Origin of the sequence: Gordonia amicalis, from assembly GCF_022059885.1 — a bacterium.
GTDB classification, from domain to species: domain Bacteria; phylum Actinomycetota; class Actinomycetes; order Mycobacteriales; family Mycobacteriaceae; genus Gordonia; species Gordonia amicalis.
Map to the genome: position 1 here is coordinate 4,411,450 of NZ_CP091855.1, position 16,701 is coordinate 4,428,150.

A 16,701-nucleotide genomic window follows, 5' to 3' on the forward strand; every position below is an offset into this window, starting at 1 on the left:
ACATCATGCCCCAGCCTCGTCGGCCGGCCCTCCCGAGTCACCTCCAGGCGTTCACCTCACCGGCCGGCAATCCATCGGTCGTCACGCGGCCATGGCCGGAAACGACAGCGTCACCAGCATCAACGCGAAGAGGAACCAGGCGGCGCCCTGCCACCTCTTCTCCACATCCTGCCGACCGCGGTCTGTGGGATCGTGCACATCGTTCATGCCGGAGGCATACCCCCGTCTCCCGCCGCACGAAACCCTCAACCTCGCCGAGTAGCACTACTCATGTCCCGTCGAGCGCGAGCGGACAGGGTCGGTGCATGACCACTTCCAGCAGCATGTTCGGACGCGAGCCCGGGGTCGCGACACTCGCGCGAATCTCCACCGAGTTCGAGGCCATCGCCCGCCAGATGTCCACGGTCTCAGCCGAATTCGCCGAGCTGAGGCGGATCGTCGAAAACCCCGCCGCGCAGACCGGTCAGCAGTCCGCGGAACAGGCTCAGGCGAGTCCCCTCATCCCACCGACCGTGGCTTCGGCGCCTACGCCTCCGGCGCCAACTCCACCGATGACCACGCCGCCGATGACCACGCCGATGGCGCAGCAGCCGCCGACTGCCTGGTCGTCACCCGGACGTCCGCCGAACTATGGGAGCTTTTCCTTCGGGCCGCCCGCCCGTCCGGTTCCGCGTCCGGGGCCGCATCCCGCGTACGCCCCGGTGGCGCAACCGCCGAGCGCTCCGCGGCCGCCGCGTCCGCCCGCGCGCCCGCTGTCCGAACGGGTCGCGGCAGCGGCCGAGCGGGGGCTGGTCGGCAAGGTCCTCGCCACCGCCGGGGTGGGCGTCACGCTGATCGGCATCGCCCTCCTGCTCGTGCTGGCCGCCCAGGCCGGCATCCTGCGCCCGGAGTTCCGTGTCGCGGGCGGCGCGATGTTCGCGGTTGCACTCGTCTCCACCGCGATCTGGTTGCGCCGCAAGCCAGGCGGGCGGGCCGGGGCGATCGCCACGGCCGCAACGGGCATCGCGGCCGGGTACCTCGACGTCCTGGCGGCCACCAAGATCTACGAGTGGCTGCCCGTCGTGGCGGGTCTGGCGGTCGCCGGCGCCGTCGCCGCCGGCGGCCTGGTCCTCGCCTACCGCTGGCGCAGTGAGCATCTCGGACTCCTCGTGGTGGTCCCCCTCATCGTCCTCGGCCCGGTGCTGACCGGGGGCCTCGACATAACCCTGATCGCGTTCATGATCGTGCTCGCCGCGGCGTCGGCGTGGGTGCAGTGGCGCCGCGACTGGATCTGGTTGCACACGGTGCGACTGGCGGCCCCGACCATCCCCCTCACCGTCGTCGGCCTGTCCGCACTGGGCGGCACGAACACCGCGCACACCGGATTCCAGTTCGCCGGTGCCACACTCGTCGTGATCGGCCTCGGTTTCGCAGGTGCGCTGGTGGCGATGCCCACCACCCGTTTCCGTGCGGTGCTCGCCGGTCTGGCGTCGGCGACGACGGTTCCGGTGCTGCTCGCCGGCGAGGTGATGGACACCGCGGGTGCGGTCGCACTGGAGGCCGCGGTCGCCGTGCTCGTCATCGGCATCACCGTGATCTGCTCGGTGGTGCGGACCGAACGCCTCGGGCCGCTGCCCGACGTCGTCGCGCAGATCTGGACCGCGACCTCGCTCGTCGTGCTGTTCGTTGCGATCCTCGTGTGCTTCGACGGGCCGGTGGCCGTCTCCGCGATGCTGGGCCTCGCCACGGTGACCGCTCTGGTCGCCCGTTCATGGTCGGCGACGTCGCTGGTCCTGCTGGGCGGGAGCACCGTGATCTGGGGCATCGGATTCGCGGCCCTGCTCGACGACATGCCGCCCTATGTCCTCGCACAGGCCCGTCTCGTCGAGGAGAACGCCTCGCTGTCGATCGTGATCGGAAGCCTGCTCGCCGGTGCGGGGGCCATCGTGATCGCCGTCGGGTGGACCCGACTCACCGCCGGCGACCTCGCCCGCGTGGCCTACAGCGCTGCTGCCGTGGTCGTGGTGTACGCGGTCACCGCCATCAGCGTGGTCTCCGGGGTCCTGATCGCCGGTCCCGACGGGTTCCTCGGCGGCCATGTCGTCGCGACCACCTGCTGGGTCGTCCTCGCCGGCGCGACACTGGCTTTCGCCCGGCGCCGCACCGGCGGCGAACGCACCGCCGCACTCACCGGAGGCCTGGTGCTCGTCGCCGCGGCGATGGCCAAACTGTTCCTCTTCGACCTCGCCGCCCTCGACGGGATCTTCCGGGTCCTCGTCTTCATCGTGACCGGCCTGATCCTGCTGGGGCTCGGGGCCTGGTACGCCCGGGCGCTCCACGGCGAGCGGGTCCCGGGGTCGTCGACCACGCCCCCGGGAACCGGAACTCCCGTCAGACCGTCTTGACGGCCTCGATCTCCGCGGGCGCAGCGACGTCGACCTCGGTCGTCTCATCGTGGGAGACGGGCCGACGGTCGGCGGCGGTGCGCGCATGGGTGATGTAGATCGTCAGCCCGACGAAGGTGAGCCCGCCGACGAGATTGCCGATCACCGTGGGGATCTCGTTCCAGACGAGGTAGTCGCCGATCGAGAAGTCACCACCGAGCATCAAGCCGGACGGGAACAGGAACATGTTGACGATCGAGTGCTCGAATCCCATGTAGAAGAACAGCATGATCGGCATCCACATGGCGAGGACCTTGCCGGGCAACGACGTCGACATCATCGCCCCGACGACGCCGGTGGACACCATCCAGTTGCACAGGACCCCGCGGATGAACAGCGTCAGCATCCCCGCGGCCCCGTGTTCGGCGTAACCGACGGTGCGGCTCTCCCCGATGTGACCGAGCTGCTGCCCTATCTCGTCAGGATCGACGCTGAAGCCGTAGGTGACGATCACCGCCATCATCACCGCGACCGTGAAGGCGCCCAGGAAGTTCCCCAGGAACACCCAACTCCAGTTGCGCAACATCGATCTGACCGTCACACCGCGTCGTTTGTCGATCAGTGCGAGCGGGACGAGCGTGAACACCCCGGTGAGGAGGTCGAAGCCCATCAGGTACAGGAGGCAGAAGCCGACCGGGAACAGCAGCGCCCCGAGCAGCGGTTCTCCGGTGCGGACGGTGACAGTCACGGCGAATGCGGCCGCGAGCGCCAGGATCGCGCCCGCCATGTAGGCGCGGATGATCGTGTCGCGGGTGGACAGGAACACCTTCGCCTCACCGGCGTCGACCATCTTCACCGCGAATTCGGACGGATTCACATAAGACAAGAGATTCTCCCGAGCGTTTCGATTCGTGACTCTTGCCTCCATCGAATCGAGACCACATGTCGACGATGTGTCGTCGGGACGTCCTGGTGTTACATCGACCTCTCCCGGGCGATTCGGTGCGGTGATGTTTCTCGGGGATTACCGCTTCCTCGTGGCGCGGTGTCGCCCGTGTGAAATCTGGCAAGAGTTCCAGCGGCACCTTGGAATTCCGCCGGGAACTGTGCATGGTGGAGGTATCCCTCGACGTGCCAACAGGATTCGGCGACGTCGCCAGTTCCACACGTCGACGGGCCATCATCAGCGCCGACCGAGGAGACACGATGACCACCCCGATCATGCCGAAGTCCGACGCCGCCGACCTCATCGTCGCGGCCCGGATCCGGCAGGGACTCACCTGGGCGACCATCGCCGACAAGATCGATGCGCCGCTGGTGTGGACGGTGGCGGCACTCCTCGGAAAACACCCGGTGCCCGCGGACAAGGCCACGGCGGTCGTCGAGATGCTCGGTCTCGGCGAGGGCGTCGCCGAGAGCCTGCGACAGCAACCGACGCGCACCCCGGACGAGGCCGCGACCAGTGATCCCACCATCTATCGCTTCTACGAGGCCCTCGACGTCTACGGTCCCGCCCTCAAGGAACTCATCCACGAGGAGTTCGGCGACGGGATCATGAGCGCGATCAACTTCAAGGTCGACATCTCGCGTCGCGCCGACCCGGGCGGTGACCGGGTCGTCGTGACCTTCGACGGGAAGTTCCTCGACTACAACTGGTGACCAGTCCCGTTTCATGGCTCCAACCCGCTCAGCGCGGTTCCGAGCTATGAATCGCGCAGGTCACGCCCGCTCGATCGGCATCCAGATTTCCGCGTCGGCGTAGGTTCCGCCCAAGTCGAGGTAGCGCACGAAGGTCGGCCCGGGACGTAACCGCCAGGGGTTCGACGGGAACCACTCGGTTGCCGTTGCCGCCCAGGTTTCCTGGAGGGTCGCCGGGAACGGCCCGGACGAGCGGAAGGTCGCCCACGCACCCGGAGCCACCGCGATGGTCGACAGATCCGGCGGAACCGTCGAATCCTGCTGCACGGCCACACCATGGAGGTACGTGATCGGTGTTCCCTCCGGGGCGTCGGGCCGGCTCTGGTCGGTGACGGCGAGGATGCCGACGGGTTCGGTGTCGTTGAGCGACTTGAGTCGAGCGTGCTCCTCGGGGGCGATCGACGCGAGGTGTTGCTGGATGTGCGGATTGACCCCCTGGTAGATGAGCGGCACCTGTGCGGCGTGCCCGGCGAGTACGAATGCGGGTCGGTCGGTGATCGTGACGTCCATCGGACGGCTCCCTTCGACGGTCAGGCGGAACCTGAGTACGGCTTGTGTTGCGAAAGGACCGCCATGGACCCGCACGTCCGCCGGGGACGCACCGTGGACCGACCGGAATGCCCGGCCGAACGCCTCGACCGAGGAATAGCCGTAGCGCACGGCGATGTCCAACAGGCCGGTGTCACTGCTCACCAGATCGGTTGCCGCGAGCGTCATCCGACGACGACGCACGTACTCCGAGAACGGAATTCCGGCGAGCGCGGCGAACATCCGGCGCAGGTGGTACTCAGTCGTCCCATGGGACCGGGCGAAGCCGGAGACGTCGACGGTCTCGTCGGTGTGCCGGTCGACGAAGTCGACCAGGTCATTCAGCGTGCCGATCATGGCTCTCCTTTCGTCCATGATCATGGTCGCTCCGCGCGATCTTGCACCCGATGATTCCGGGCAGGGACTGTCATCGCCACTCTCGTCCAGTTGTCAGGAAACTCGCAGGAAATCACCGCCTTACTCTCAAGAAGCCCCGGCACTGTGGTGCTGTGAGCGCACCTCAGTCCCCCGACCACACCCCCACTGAACCGCTGGGCGCACCCGGTGGTCCTCCACCGCCGCATGCCCACTGGGACGGCCTGCATTCGGGTTCGCCGCACGCGGCGAGTCCACCTCCGCGTGTCGGCGGCGTGACGAAGCCGATCGTCGTCACCGCCCTGCTGGCGGGCCTGCTCGGCGGCGCGATCGGAGTCGGCGGCAGCGCCCTGCTCGACCAGCACGGCAGTCCCTCGGCGCCGACCCTGAGCTCGCAACCGGCGAACACCGTGAGCGCCGCCGACGTCAAGCCGGGGTCGGTGACCTACGCGGCGCAGGTGGCGTCGAGGTCGGCGGCGGACATCAAGGTCCAGACGGCCCGCGGAACCGCCGTGGGCAGCGGGATCGTGCTCTCGCAGGACGGATACGTCCTGACCAACCACCACGTGGTCGCCGGGGCCGGCTCCGCCAGCAAGATCACGGTCACCACCAGCGACGGCAAGCAGCATCCCGCGACGATCACCGGCAGTTCGCCGTCGTACGACCTCGCCGTGATCAAGCTCGACGGTGCGTCGGGACTGACCCCCGCGGTGCTCGGCGACTCGGACGCGCTGCAGGTCGGCGAGCAGGTGGTGGCCGTCGGCAGCCCGGACGCCCTGACCAACACCGTCACCTCTGGCATCATCAGCGCATTGTCGCGCACGGTGACCGCCGCCGACGAAAGCGGTTCGGCGGTCACGGTGTACAACGGCCTGCAGACCGATACCCCGATCAACCCGGGCAACTCCGGTGGGCCCCTGGTGAATCTGCAGGGTCAGGTGGTCGCCGTGAACTCCGCCGTCGACACCGGGCAGGCAGCCAGCGGCGGACCTCAGTCCTTCGGACTCGGTTTCGCCATCCCGATCAACACTGCCAAGCGCATCGCGAACCAGCTGCTGCAGAACGGTGAGGCGACCAAACCCGTTCTCGGCGTGTCGGGTTCGCTGTCGTCAATCGGCGCCGAGGACGGCGCGACCGTGTCATCGGTGGAGAACGGCGGACCGGCGGCGAAAGCCGGTATCTCTCGCGGAGACGTGATCACGAAGGTCGGCGACACCCCCGTCGCCGACTATGCCGATCTGATGGCGCAGGTGCTCACGCACGCGCCGGGTGAAACCGTGCCGGTCACCGTCGGCTCGGGGTCGGACGCGCGCACCGTGAAGGTGAAGCTCGGCAGCATCGTCGACAAGCAGCAGACCACGGTGCCCGAGTCGGGCGGCGGCTCCGACGGCGGGCCGGACGGATCTCGACTCCCTTTCGGCATCAATCCGTTCGGACAGGTTCCGTGACCGCCTGACGGGTGGTGCGCAGACTTCGTCTGATAACCCTTGTATTGAAAACAAAGCAGGCGCATACTTCGGGTATGGGTTCGTCCGATCAGCCCGCATCCGCAGCGACGGCCACCCGGAGGAGTTACGACTCGACCCTCCGGCGGAGCCAGGCGGAGCAGACCCGCGCGCAGATCCTCGAGGCCGCCACTCGCCTGTTCGCCGAGCGCGGCTGGTCCGTCGGGGTGCGCGAGATCGCTGCTGAGGCAGGCGTGTCCTTCGAGACGGTCTATGCGAAGTTCGGCTCCAAGACACGGCTGTTCCTCACGGCGTTCGACGTGGCGGTCGTCGGCGACGATCGGCCTGTCGCACTCGCCCAGCGGCCGGAGTTCGCCGCGCTGTCCGCGGGCGACCGCCGTGAACGTGCCGCAGCCGGAGCCGCCCTGGCCGCCGACATCTACGCTCGCACCGCTGGTCTGTACCGGGCGCTGCGCGAAGGCGCCTCCTTCGACCCCGAACTCGCATCCAGGCTCGTCGAGGCGTACCGCCGTCAGCGTTCAGATGTGCGGGCAGCGGGTGAGGCTGTCGCCGGACGCACGCTCGCCACCGATGAAGCCGAGGGATTGTGGGCGGTGATCAGCACAGAGGTCTACGACCTGCTCGTCAACAACGCGGGGTGGAGCCACACCCGCTATCGGAACTGGATCGCCGACGCCACCGTGCGACTACTCGGCCCCGATTGACTTCAGCCCTTCGATCGAGAGGACAGGGCCATGTTCATCACCACACGCGAACCCGCCGACACACGAAGCATGGGCATCGTGCACAGCGCACTACGACGGGACCTGCAGCGAGCCCGCCTCGTCATCGGAGCACCGCCTTATCCCGACGACGCCCGCCGACGAGCCATCGCCGACCACATCACCTGGATGATGGGCTTCCTCCACATGCATCACACCGGCGAGGACAAGGGGTTGTGGCCACTCGTCCGGTCGAGAAACCCCGACGCCGCACCCCTTCTCGACGACATGGAAGCCGATCATCTCCGGATCGCTCCGGCCGTCGACGCGTTGATCGAAGCCACCTCCGCCTACCGTCGGGACCCACAGGCACGGGACACCCTGCTCGACGCGCTGGAACGGCTGTCAGAAGTACTGCTCCCCCATCTCGAACGCGAGGAACTCGAGGCGATGCCGGTGGTCGCGGCCGCGATCAGCACCGCGGAGTTCCGGGACGTCGAACACGAATTCTTCGTCAAGCCAAAGGGATTCGCCGAACTCGGCCGCGAGGGTCACTGGGTCGTCGACGGTCTGGGAGATGAAGACCGGGAACGGATCTACGGCGTGGTGCCGGCCGTACCCAGGTTCATCCTCGTCCACGGCTTCGCACGCGCCTACCGGCGTCGGGCCGAGCTCATGTGGGGGCATGGTCCGGCGTCGAGGATCGGCCCGGTGACCGTCGAGGCGAAGAACCCGTCATGACACGCCGTCTCGCCCACCAGGGTCGCACCGAGTCGTATGCCGACGCACCACCCGAGGCCGTCTTCGACATCGTCTCCGACGTGACCCGGGTCGGCGAGTGGAGCCACGAGTGTCGGGGCGCGCACTGGGTCGGCGCCGAGAGGGAGGCAGCTCCCGGCGTACGATTCCGCGGCATCCTTCAGACCTACGACTTGCTCCATGTCGCACCGGGTTTCGACCGCATCTACTGGTTCCTCATCAAAGGCCATCGAGACCGCAGGGGTGCGCTCGCCGCGGATCTCGATCGCCTGGCAGCGCTCGCGGCTGCATTCAGCCGACGGTGAGGATCGCCAATCGCGGTCATGCGCGGTCAGCCTCGTCGTCGACGACGCCGATGTCCTCGTTCCACGGGCCGGGATTGGCCGCGATGAACTCCGACATCATCGCCGTGCAACGTTCGTCGTCGAGGATCGTGACCGACACCCCGAGGTCGGCGAGCCAGTCCTCTCCGCCCTGAAACGAACGGTTCTCGCCGATCACCACCGATCCGATGCCGAACTGCCGGATCAGTCCGCTGCAGTACCAGCAGGGCGCGAGGGTCGTCACCATGATCGTCGACGAGTAGTCCCGTTGCCGACCGGCCGCACGGAAGGCGTCGGTCTCCGCATGCGCCGACGGATCATCCTGCTGGACACGGCGATTCCGACCCTCACCGAGGAGGCTCCCGTCGGCGGCGAACAAGGCCGCACCGGTCGGGATGCCACCCTCCTCGAGACCCGACCGGGCCTGCCGATAGGCGGTGTCCATCAGATGCGAGAGATCGAGACCGGAGGGGAGGTCCGACGGGAGAACTCATCTGGCAAGAATTGCCGATCGGGACCTCAGGCGGCAACTGGGGACTGCGCCGTCCTGCACCGCGCCGGGACCTTCACAGCCACGACACACCTACGACGACGATCGACCGACACCAGCGAGATCACCCGCCGATCACCGGGGCAGGCATCTGACTTTCAACGGCAGCACGCCGGGTCGAGCACCTGGCACAGCGCCTGGAGTGCGTCGACGTGGGCACGGTAATAGACGTTCATGCCGCGACGCTCGGACCGGACCATGCCGGCTTTCTTGAGTTGACCGAGGTGGTGGCTGACCGTGGGTTCGGACAGTCCGACGGCGGTGGCCAGGTCGCAGGTGCAGACCTCGCCGGCCCCGTCGGTGAGCAGGATCGACATCAGCTTGATCCGCACCGGATCGGCGAGCGCTTTGAGTCGCAAGGCGATTTCCAGTGCGGCGTCATCGTCGAGCGGTGCGGCCGACACCGGTTCGCAGCAGATGGGGTCGATCATGTCGATGACCGGGAGCGCCTTGGGCATGACGGCCATCCTACCCACATCATTGACATATGTCGAAGAGGTTGGCACTCTGGACAGCGTCAGTAATTCGATATAAGTCGCACAGGTGGAGGTAGTCATGTCGCGTATGCAGCTCGCACTCAACGTTGATGATCTGAATCAAGCGGTCGAGTTCTACTCGAAGTTGTTCAATGTCGCCCCGGCCAAACGGAAGCCGGGTTACGCGAACTTTGCGGTCGCCGAGCCGCCGCTGAAGCTGGTGCTGTTGGAGAACCCGGGCAAGGGCGGCACGATCAACCACCTCGGTGTGGAAGTCGAGTCCAGCGATCAGGTGCACGCCGAGATCGCCCGACTCAGCGGTGAAGGCCTCTTCACCGAGGAAGAGATCAATACCACGTGTTGTTTCGCCACCCAGGACAAAGTCTGGGTGACGGGTCCGGCAGGTGAGAAGTGGGAGGTCTACACCGTCCTGGCCGACTCCGACACCTTCGGGACCAGCCCAAACCTGCTGGCCGACAGCGCGACCGGCGATTCGACCGACTCGCCGGCATGTTGTGGCACTGCCGGTGCCCCAGAGGCCGGCGAGCCCGCACCGAGTGCGTCCACCGCCTGCTGCTGACATCTCCCGAACCCGTCGGCGAGCAGCAGTGCTGCTGGTGCCCGCCGCCGGCTCAGGCGTGGTCGGCCAGGCGCGCGGTGAGGTCGGTGATGCGAGCGGCGATGTCGTCGCGGATCAGACGCATGCGCTCGATGCCGTCGATCCCGCGTGCGGAGGGTTCATCGGTCTCCCAGACCTCGACGACGGCCCCATCTGGCGGGGTGACTTGCGCGGACGTTCCCAGCACGACCGTGAGGTCGGCGTCGCGCATCAGATCGTCGGTGAGTTGGCGTGGCGTATGGCCGTCGATGTCCACGCCGACTTCGGCGAGCACCTGAGCGGACAGGTCGTTGACATGCTTGCCGATCGCGGCGTCGGTTCCGGCGGAGGAGGCGTTGATCGCGCCGGCGCCCAACGTGCTCGACAGGCCTTGGGCCATGACCGACTTACCTCGATTGCTCACGCACACGAACAGAACCGATCGTGATGTGCTCATCGCACGCTCTGTTCCGTGCCGGCGGGCACGATCTCGGCGAGCAGGTCGACCACCAGCGATCGGATCTGATCGCGGATTGGGCGCACCGCGTCAATACCCTGGCCGGCGGGGTCTGCGAGTGCCCAGTCGCGGTAGTCGACCCCGGGAAACACCGGGCAGGCGTCGCCGCAGCCCATGGTGATGACCGCGTCGGAGCGCTCGACGGTGTCGGGGGTGAGGATCTTCGGAGCTTGGTCGGAGATGTCGATTCCGACCTCGGCCATGGCCTCCACGGCCACGGGGTTGATGGCTTCCGCCGGCGCCGAACCCGCAGAGCGAACCTCGACCCGACCGCCACCCAGCGCGGTGAGAAACCCGGCGGCCATCTGAGAACGGCCGGCGTTGTGGACGCAGACGAACAACACACTCGGTCTCGGTGCAGACATGGCGTGGCTTCCTTTTCGGTGTGAGAGGAGGTTATGCGTGTGGTGCGGGACGAGCCCTCGAGCAAGCTCAGGACTTCTGCGGGGCGATGAAGCGCTTGCGCAACGCCAGCGAGACGTACACCAACCCCACGAGGACCGGGACCTCGATCAACGGGCCCACGACACCGGCCAATGCCTGTCCCGAAGTGGCGCCATACGTGGCGATCGCGACCGCGATGGCCAGTTCGAAGTTGTTGCCGGCAGCAGTGAACGCCATCGTCGTGGTGCGTTCGTACCCGAGTTTCATGGCCGCACCGAATGCATAACCGCCGCCCCACATCACCGCGAAGTACACCAGCAGCGGGATCGCGATGCGGACGACATCGAGCGGTTGGGAGGTGATCTGATCACCTTGCAGGGCAAAGAGAATCACGATAGTGAACAGCAACCCGTACAGCGCCCACGGACTGATCCTGGGAATGAACGTCGACTCATACCAGTCGCGACCCCTGTTCCGCTCCCCCAGATATCGGGACAGGAATCCGGCGGCCAGCGGGATGCCCAGGAAGACCAGCACCGATTTGGCGATCTGCCACGGAGACGCATCGATCGTTGTCTGCTCCAGACCCAGCCAACCCGGCAAGACCGAGAGGTAGAACCAGCCCAGGACGGCGAACATCACGACCTGGAACACCGAGTTGATCGCCACCAACACTGCAGCTGCTTCACGGTCACCGCACGCCAGATCATTCCAGATGATCACCATCGCGATGCATCGCGCCAACCCGACGATGATCAGACCGGTGCGGTACTCGGGCAGGTCGGCGAGGAAGATCCAGGCCAGAGCGAACATCAACGCAGGGCCGACGACCCAGTTCAGGACCAGCGATCCGATGAGGAGTCGCTTGTCTCCGGTCACCGTGTCGAGGCGGTCGTAGCGGACCTTCGCCAGAACCGGATACATCATGATCAGCAGGCCGATCGCGATGGGTAACGAGACGCCATCGATCGAGATGGCCGACAGCACATCGTTCAACCCGGGGATCAACCGGCCCAGGAGCAGGCCGGCGACCATCGCCACCCCGATCCACACCGGCAGGAACCGGTCAAGGGTGGAGAGTTTGCCGACGACCGCGGGGTGCTCGGAAGTGTTCGATGCGGTACTCACGCGATCACCAACGTGTCCGCGGTGGGATCCGCCGAGCTCAGAATGGACGAGAGCTGCTGCAACGCAGCAGGAATGACCCAGTAGTACACCCAGGTGCCCCGGCGCTCACAGTCCAGCAGACCCGCCTGCCGCAACACCTTGAGATGGTGCGAGATGGTGGGCTGGGACAAATCGAACGATCCCGAGATGTCGCACACGCAGGCCTCCCCGCCGGCATGGCTGGCCACCAGGCTCAGCAACCGCAATCGCACCGGATCGCCCATCGCCTTGAACATGCGCGCCAACTCCACCGTCGCATCGACGCTGAGAGGCTCCTGCACCAACGGCGTACAACACGCCTCGTCCGCCACGTCGGGCAGCCGGTCCTGATTCGACATGCGTCTATATTGACAGACCTCGAACCGCCGACCAAATGAACATTCGTCGAACGCCGGCCGCGAGACAGATGGCGCCAGGGCGATGTCGAGCCATCGATTCCTGCTACTGCATGACGGTCGCCATAGGTGGTCGTCAGCTCTTCGTCAGATCCTGCGCGAGCATCACGATGATGCCGCTGGGCCCACGCACGTAAGTGAGCTTGTAGATGTTCTCGTAGTTCGCGACCCCGCGAAGCGGACGACATCCGTGCCGCGCGGCGATCTCGAGCGCCGCGTCGAGGTCGTCGACCGAGAACGCGACACGGTGCATGCCGATCTCGTTGGGCAGCGTCGGCGTCGTCTCGATGGCGTCGGGATGGAGGTACTCGAACAGTTCGAGCCGGCCTTGCCCGTCGGGTGTCCGCAGCATCGCGATCTTGGCGTGGTTTCCGTCGAGACCGACTGCGGTGGAGGCCCATTCGCCGCTCACCTCGTCCCGGCCGACGACGCTGAGGCCGAGGTCGGTGAAGAACGCGATCGCCGCCTCGATGTCGCGGACCGCGATCCCGATGTTCTCGAGTTTGATGGCCATGTCGGCCACGGTAACTCCCCGAAGCTGTGGATCGGTATCGGCTCAGAGAACCTTCTTCACCACGCTCGACTTCAGTTGCATCTGACCGAAATCGGGGACCTTCGCGTCGATGTCGTGGTCGCCCACGCCGTCGGAGATCAACCGGATGTTTCGCACCTTCGTGCCGATCTTGATGACACCGCCGCCACCGCCCTTGACCTTGACGGTCTTGACGATGGTCACGGTGTCACCATCGGCAAGGGCGTTGCCGACCGAATCCTTGATCTCGGTCGTGGCCGCGGCGTCGACTTCCGACGATTCATCGGCCGACCACTCGTGCCCGCACATCGGGCACACCAGGAGCGCGCCCTGCGGGTGGGTGAACTCCTGAGCACACTCCGGGCACGGAGGCAGCTGGTCAGACATGGAAGAAGCGGAACGTTTGCATGCCCATGAGCATAGCCTGCCACCTGCGCAAACATGCCAACCAGCTGGGCGTTGGACCCGGAAAGAAGGTTTGTCGGAGCTTCCTCATCTCGGATGGACTCTCGTCGGAAACGCCGGCGCATTCAGCCCAGGACCGCCGGGCACTCGATGACCTCGATCGAGTTGCCACGAAAGAGTGTCAGGTGTGGGTGCTCGCCCAGGATGCGGACCGCGTCGTCATGGGAATCGGCCTCGACAACCGCGTACGCAACCTTGGCGTCCTCGAACTCCTCGACGCCGTCGGCGGTCACTCGACGCTTCCGGAACAGTGGGGCACCGGGATCGATCAGAGCCGTTCGATGGGCTCGTGCCCAGGCCGACCAGGCCGCCATGAAGTCGGCCTGCTGCTGCTCGGTCAGCCCAACCCTGTCGATGTCGCCGGCCGAGCCGTTGAGGATCGCGAGAAATCTGGGCACACCAACACGATAGGCGTCGGGGCGAGCCGGTGCGCCGCTACACGTTGAAGCGGAACTCCACCACGTCGCCGTCCTGCATGATGTAGTCCTTGCCCTCCATGCGGACCTTGCCGGCGGCCTTGGCGGCGGCCATCGATCCGGCCTCGTCGAGGTCGGCGAAGGACACGATCTCGGCCTTGATGAAGCCCTTCTCGAAGTCGGTGTGGATGACGCCGGCCGCCTTGGGTGCGGTGTCGCCCTGGCGGATCGTCCAGGCGCGCGCCTCCTTCGGACCTGCGGTGAGGTAGGTCTGCAGGCCGAGGGTGTGGAAACCGGCGCGCGCGAGCGAAGTCAGGCCGGGCTCGTCCTGGCCGATGGAGTCGAGCAGTTCCAGGGCGTCCTCCTCGTCGAGTTCGAGGAGTTCGCTCTCGACCTTCGCGTCGAGGAACACCGCGTCGGCCGGTGCGATGGCGGCGCGCAGTTCGGCCTTCTTCGCGTCGTCGGTGAGCACGCCCTCGTCGGAGTTGAACACGTAGAGGAACGGCTTCGCCGTCATCAGGTGCAGCTCGCGGACCGAAGACAGGTCGAACGAATCCTTCTGCGAGAACAGCGTTTTTCCGCTGTCGAGGATCTCCTGTGCCTTCTTGGCCGCCTCGAGGGTCTCGACGAGGTCCTTGTTCTTGCGCGAGTCCTTCTCCAGACGCGGGAGCGCCTTCTCCAGCGTCTGCATGTCGGCGAGGATCAGTTCGGTCTCGATGACCTCGATGTCGGCGAACGGATCGACGCGACCGTCGACATGCACGACGTCACCGTCGTCGAAAACACGGACCACCTGGCAGATGGCGTCGGCCTCACGGATGTTGGCGAGGAACTGGTTGCCCATGCCCTCGCCCTCGGACGCACCCTTGACGATGCCGGCGATGTCGACGAACGACACCGTGGCGGGCAGGATGCGCTCGCTGCCGAAGATCTCCGCGAGACGCTTCAGTCGCGCGTCGGGCAGTTCGACCACGCCCACGTTGGGCTCGATGGTGGCGAACGGGTAGTTGGCCGCCAGCACATCGTTACGGGTCAGGGCGTTGAACAGGGTCGACTTACCGACGTTGGGCAGACCGACAATTCCCAGGGTGAGACTCACGGGCGACCAGTCTATCGGCACCGGCCGCGAGGCCCGACGCTGCGTCGGACCTCGTCGTGGACCCGGCGGTCAGTCCCGGTCCAGCAATCCCTTGACCGGGTTCGGCGGCTCCTTCGGCGGGTCCTCGTCGGGGACGCCCACCTGCTTGGTGACGGGCGCACCTTCGGGTGCCAGCGACTCCCCCGCGCGTTCGGCGATCCGCTCGTTCAGGTAGCGCAACACCACCGCCAGCGACGCGACCGCCGGCACCGCGAGGAAGGCACCGGTGATACCGAACAGGGTGCCGCCCAACGTCACCGAGAGCAGCACGATCACGGCGTGCAGATCCATCGACTTCGCCTGCAACCACGGCTGCAGCACATTGCCCTCGAGCTGCTGCACAGCCAGGATGACGCCGAGCAGGATGAGCGCGGTGGTCAGGCCGTTGGACACGAGGGCGATGAGCACGGCGAGCGCTCCGGCGACGAACGCACCGACGATCGGGATGAAGCCGCCGAGGAAGGTGACCACCACCAACACGCCGGCGAGCGGAACCCCGAGGATGAACAAGCCGAGGCCGATGAGCGCGGCGTCGACGAAGCTGACGACCGCCTGCGTCCGGATGAATCCACCGAGGCTGTTCCACATCCGGGTCAGGACCTCACCGACGTGGGTGCCGGAGGGCTTGCCGACCGAGCGGTCGAGCCACGGCACGAACTTCGGCCCGTCCTTGAGGAAGAAGAACACCAGCACGAACGTGGTGAAGACGGTGACGAGCAGCGATGTCGCGGTGCCCACGCCGCTGAACACACCCGAGGCGATGGTCGACGCACTCGACTGCAACTTGCTCGTGATGGCGTTGACGATGTTGTCGAGCTGTTCGTCCTCGATGTTGAGCGGCGGCCCCTGAACCCAGTCCTGGAGATGCTTCACACCGTCGGTGGCCCGGTTGGCGAGTTCGGGAGCCTGGTCGACGATCGACGGCACGATCAGACCGATGACACCTCCGAGCACACCGAGACCGATCAGCATCATCAACAACGACGCCGCCGCGGCCGGGACGCCGTGGTTACGCATCCAGCGCACCGGCGGCCACAGGATGGTGCACACGATGATCGCGAGCAGGACCGGCAGCAGGATCACCCAGAACTTGCCGAGCACCCAGAAGAGCACCCACAGGGCGGCTGCCACCAGCACGATCTGCAGACCCACGGTCGCGCACGATCGCAGGCCGGCCATCATCACCTGGGCGCGCGTCGGGTATGCCTTCTCCTCGACGCCGCCGAGTACGGCATCATCCCCGAGGACGGCGTCGGCACCCACCGAGATGGAATCCGGGCTGCCGGTTCCGGCTTCGTCGTCTGCACGCTGGTCGTCCGAGCTGTCAGTCACTCGTGGATCCTCACACACCACGATGACATCGCGGAGTCGACGCGACGGATGACGGTCGCCGCGGATGCGAACAGCTCAGGGATGCCGCGACCGGTCAGCGTCGGCGCAGTTTGCGTCCGATGAAGCGGATCAGCGAATTGAGCGCCTCGAGTTCGGCGTCAACCTGATTGAAGACCGGCGGGATGTCGTCCCGGCCACACATCTCGACTCCGGCGCGTCGAACGGCCGGATCGGCGACTCGTCGGCCCGCTGACCATCCCACGGCACGGGCGCGATGCCTTGTTCGGCCTCTTCGGTTAGTGCGCGTCTGATGGTCTCGGGGCCGTAGAGACCCATCATCATCTCCAGGCCCCATCCGGGCAGCCCGGCGAGGGGCAGGTCGTCGTGCCGGCTTCGCCGTCGGCCATCGAACCGTGTGGACATGGCGCAATCGTGCCACAGCACTGTTACTCAGATCACAGATTCGGCCGTACACGTCGCGTCCGATTTCCGCCAGAAGTCGATCCCGCCGAATGTCA

At 66.4% G+C, this 16,701-nt stretch carries 21 protein-coding genes; 7 read left to right on the forward strand and 14 right to left on the reverse strand.

The features are described 5' to 3' along the window. Window positions 1–81: 81 nt before the first annotated feature. Entirely contained in the window at window positions 82–207 is a 126-nt protein-coding gene (locus IHQ52_RS23620; RefSeq protein ID WP_255219186.1) for a hypothetical protein, read from the reverse strand. Window positions 208–305: 98 nt separating this feature from the next. Here IHQ52_RS23620 and IHQ52_RS20300 point away from each other — a divergent pair, with 98 nt between their 5' ends. Then, on the forward strand, window positions 306–2,384 hold the full coding sequence (locus tag IHQ52_RS20300; RefSeq protein ID WP_182155789.1) for a DUF2339 domain-containing protein: 2,079 nt from the start codon (window positions 306–308) through the stop codon (window positions 2,382–2,384). Here the strand turns inward: IHQ52_RS20300 and IHQ52_RS20305 are convergent. Beyond that, window positions 2,371–3,249 (reverse strand): formate/nitrite transporter family protein, encoded by an 879-nt coding sequence (locus tag IHQ52_RS20305; protein WP_006435936.1) that lies wholly within the window; start codon window positions 3,247–3,249, stop codon window positions 2,371–2,373. The two genes, IHQ52_RS20300 and IHQ52_RS20305, sit on opposite strands and share 14 nt — an antisense overlap. Window positions 3,250–3,569: 320 nt before the next feature. Here IHQ52_RS20305 and cynS point away from each other — a divergent pair, with 320 nt between their 5' ends. Next, window positions 3,570–4,022: a cyanase gene (gene cynS / locus IHQ52_RS20310; RefSeq protein WP_006435935.1), complete on the forward strand. Its 453-nt coding sequence runs from the start codon at window positions 3,570–3,572 to the stop codon at window positions 4,020–4,022. Between the two features lie 60 nt (window positions 4,023–4,082). Here the strand turns inward: cynS and IHQ52_RS20315 are convergent, their stop codons facing one another. Then, window positions 4,083–4,946, reverse strand: a complete 864-nt coding sequence (locus IHQ52_RS20315; RefSeq protein ID WP_006435934.1) for an AraC family transcriptional regulator — start codon at window positions 4,944–4,946, stop codon at window positions 4,083–4,085. 152 nt (window positions 4,947–5,098) lie between these two features. On the opposite strand from IHQ52_RS20315, the gene IHQ52_RS20320 reads away from it, so the two are divergent. From IHQ52_RS20320 to IHQ52_RS20335, 4 genes are all read left to right on the forward strand, one after another. Further along, window positions 5,099–6,412, forward strand: a complete 1,314-nt coding sequence (locus IHQ52_RS20320) for a S1C family serine protease (RefSeq protein WP_159405333.1) — start codon at window positions 5,099–5,101, stop codon at window positions 6,410–6,412. 74 nt (window positions 6,413–6,486) lie between these two features. Beyond that, complete coding sequence (locus IHQ52_RS20325) at window positions 6,487–7,134, forward strand: TetR/AcrR family transcriptional regulator (RefSeq protein WP_040004665.1); 648 nt, start codon at window positions 6,487–6,489, stop codon at window positions 7,132–7,134. Window positions 7,135–7,164: 30 nt separating this feature from the next. Next, the gene (locus tag IHQ52_RS20330; RefSeq protein ID WP_159405332.1) at window positions 7,165–7,872 is read left to right on the forward strand and encodes a hemerythrin domain-containing protein; all 708 of its coding nucleotides are present in this window, start codon (window positions 7,165–7,167) and stop codon (window positions 7,870–7,872) included. Then, a complete protein-coding gene (locus IHQ52_RS20335; protein ID WP_006435930.1) occupies window positions 7,869–8,195 on the forward strand; it encodes an SRPBCC family protein in 327 nt (108 codons plus the stop codon). The genes IHQ52_RS20330 and IHQ52_RS20335 overlap by 4 nt, the downstream gene beginning before the upstream one ends. A 16-nt stretch (window positions 8,196–8,211) precedes the next feature. Here IHQ52_RS20335 and IHQ52_RS20340 read toward each other — a convergent pair whose 3' ends face one another. Beyond that, window positions 8,212–8,658, reverse strand: coding sequence for a nucleoside deaminase (locus IHQ52_RS20340; RefSeq protein ID WP_182155791.1), 447 nt, complete (start codon window positions 8,656–8,658; stop codon window positions 8,212–8,214). 203 nt (window positions 8,659–8,861) lie between these two features. Continuing rightward, window positions 8,862–9,221, reverse strand: coding sequence for an Rv2640c family ArsR-like transcriptional regulator (locus IHQ52_RS20345; protein ID WP_182155793.1), 360 nt, complete (start codon window positions 9,219–9,221; stop codon window positions 8,862–8,864). Window positions 9,222–9,318: 97 nt separating this feature from the next. On the opposite strand from IHQ52_RS20345, the gene IHQ52_RS20350 reads away from it, so the two are divergent. Next, entirely contained in the window at window positions 9,319–9,819 is a 501-nt protein-coding gene (locus IHQ52_RS20350) for an ArsI/CadI family heavy metal resistance metalloenzyme (RefSeq protein ID WP_006435927.1), read from the forward strand. A gap of 52 nt (window positions 9,820–9,871) precedes the next feature. On the opposite strand, the gene IHQ52_RS20355 is transcribed toward IHQ52_RS20350, so the two are convergent. The 9 genes from IHQ52_RS20355 to IHQ52_RS20395 all read right to left on the reverse strand — a co-directional run bounded on the left by IHQ52_RS20355 (window position 9,872) and on the right by IHQ52_RS20395 (window position 16,183). Then, window positions 9,872–10,294, reverse strand: a complete 423-nt coding sequence (locus tag IHQ52_RS20355) for an arsenate-mycothiol transferase ArsC (RefSeq protein WP_159405330.1) — start codon at window positions 10,292–10,294, stop codon at window positions 9,872–9,874. After that, a complete protein-coding gene (locus IHQ52_RS20360) occupies window positions 10,291–10,719 on the reverse strand; it encodes an arsenate reductase ArsC (RefSeq protein ID WP_182155795.1) in 429 nt (142 codons plus the stop codon). The genes IHQ52_RS20355 and IHQ52_RS20360 overlap by 4 nt, the downstream gene beginning before the upstream one ends. Window positions 10,720–10,786: 67 nt before the next feature. Further along, window positions 10,787–11,866 (reverse strand): ACR3 family arsenite efflux transporter, encoded by a 1,080-nt coding sequence (gene arsB, locus IHQ52_RS20365; protein WP_006435924.1) that lies wholly within the window; start codon window positions 11,864–11,866, stop codon window positions 10,787–10,789. Then, on the reverse strand, window positions 11,863–12,243 hold the full coding sequence (locus IHQ52_RS20370) for an ArsR/SmtB family transcription factor (RefSeq protein ID WP_006435923.1): 381 nt from the start codon (window positions 12,241–12,243) through the stop codon (window positions 11,863–11,865). Before IHQ52_RS20370 ends, arsB begins: the two co-directional genes overlap by 4 nt. A 133-nt stretch (window positions 12,244–12,376) precedes the next feature. Then, window positions 12,377–12,814, reverse strand: a complete 438-nt coding sequence (locus IHQ52_RS20375; RefSeq protein ID WP_040004680.1) for a VOC family protein — start codon at window positions 12,812–12,814, stop codon at window positions 12,377–12,379. 42 nt (window positions 12,815–12,856) lie between these two features. Continuing rightward, window positions 12,857–13,219 (reverse strand): zinc ribbon domain-containing protein YjdM, encoded by a 363-nt coding sequence (locus tag IHQ52_RS20380; RefSeq protein WP_006435921.1) that lies wholly within the window; start codon window positions 13,217–13,219, stop codon window positions 12,857–12,859. A 143-nt stretch (window positions 13,220–13,362) separates the two neighbouring features. After that, complete coding sequence (locus IHQ52_RS20385; protein WP_006435920.1) at window positions 13,363–13,695, reverse strand: YciI family protein; 333 nt, start codon at window positions 13,693–13,695, stop codon at window positions 13,363–13,365. Window positions 13,696–13,732: 37 nt separating this feature from the next. Continuing rightward, the gene (gene ychF, locus IHQ52_RS20390; RefSeq protein ID WP_006435919.1) at window positions 13,733–14,812 is read right to left on the reverse strand and encodes a redox-regulated ATPase YchF; all 1,080 of its coding nucleotides are present in this window, start codon (window positions 14,810–14,812) and stop codon (window positions 13,733–13,735) included. Window positions 14,813–14,881: 69 nt separating this feature from the next. After that, entirely contained in the window at window positions 14,882–16,183 is a 1,302-nt protein-coding gene (locus tag IHQ52_RS20395) for an AI-2E family transporter (RefSeq protein WP_096274326.1), read from the reverse strand. Window positions 16,184–16,701 lie beyond the last annotated feature (518 nt).

Excerpts from the sequence above, each read along its gene's own strand:
- IHQ52_RS20345 (WP_182155793.1), bottom strand. The coding sequence starts at position 9,221 with ATGCCCAAGGCGCTCCCGGTCATCGACATGATCGACCCCATCTGCTGC.
- IHQ52_RS20370 (WP_006435923.1), bottom strand. The coding sequence starts at position 12,243 with ATGTCGAATCAGGACCGGCTGCCCGACGTGGCGGACGAGGCGTGTTGT.
- cynS (WP_006435935.1), top strand. The coding sequence starts at position 3,570 with ATGACCACCCCGATCATGCCGAAGTCCGACGCCGCCGACCTCATCGTC.
- IHQ52_RS20315 (WP_006435934.1), bottom strand. The coding sequence starts at position 4,946 with ATGATCGGCACGCTGAATGACCTGGTCGACTTCGTCGACCGGCACACC.
- IHQ52_RS20330 (WP_159405332.1), top strand. The coding sequence starts at position 7,165 with ATGTTCATCACCACACGCGAACCCGCCGACACACGAAGCATGGGCATC.
- IHQ52_RS20340 (WP_182155791.1), bottom strand. The coding sequence starts at position 8,658 with ATGGACACCGCCTATCGGCAGGCCCGGTCGGGTCTCGAGGAGGGTGGC.
- IHQ52_RS20350 (WP_006435927.1), top strand. The coding sequence starts at position 9,319 with ATGTCGCGTATGCAGCTCGCACTCAACGTTGATGATCTGAATCAAGCG.
- IHQ52_RS20380 (WP_006435921.1), bottom strand. The coding sequence starts at position 13,219 with ATGTCTGACCAGCTGCCTCCGTGCCCGGAGTGTGCTCAGGAGTTCACC.
- IHQ52_RS20355 (WP_159405330.1), bottom strand. The coding sequence starts at position 10,294 with ATGAGCACATCACGATCGGTTCTGTTCGTGTGCGTGAGCAATCGAGGT.
- IHQ52_RS20325 (WP_040004665.1), top strand. The coding sequence starts at position 6,487 with ATGGGTTCGTCCGATCAGCCCGCATCCGCAGCGACGGCCACCCGGAGG.
- IHQ52_RS20335 (WP_006435930.1), top strand. The coding sequence starts at position 7,869 with ATGACACGCCGTCTCGCCCACCAGGGTCGCACCGAGTCGTATGCCGAC.
- IHQ52_RS20360 (WP_182155795.1), bottom strand. The coding sequence starts at position 10,719 with ATGTCTGCACCGAGACCGAGTGTGTTGTTCGTCTGCGTCCACAACGCC.
- IHQ52_RS20300 (WP_182155789.1), top strand. The coding sequence starts at position 306 with ATGACCACTTCCAGCAGCATGTTCGGACGCGAGCCCGGGGTCGCGACA.
- IHQ52_RS20375 (WP_040004680.1), bottom strand. The coding sequence starts at position 12,814 with ATGGCCATCAAACTCGAGAACATCGGGATCGCGGTCCGCGACATCGAG.
- IHQ52_RS23620 (WP_255219186.1), bottom strand. The coding sequence starts at position 207 with ATGAACGATGTGCACGATCCCACAGACCGCGGTCGGCAGGATGTGGAG.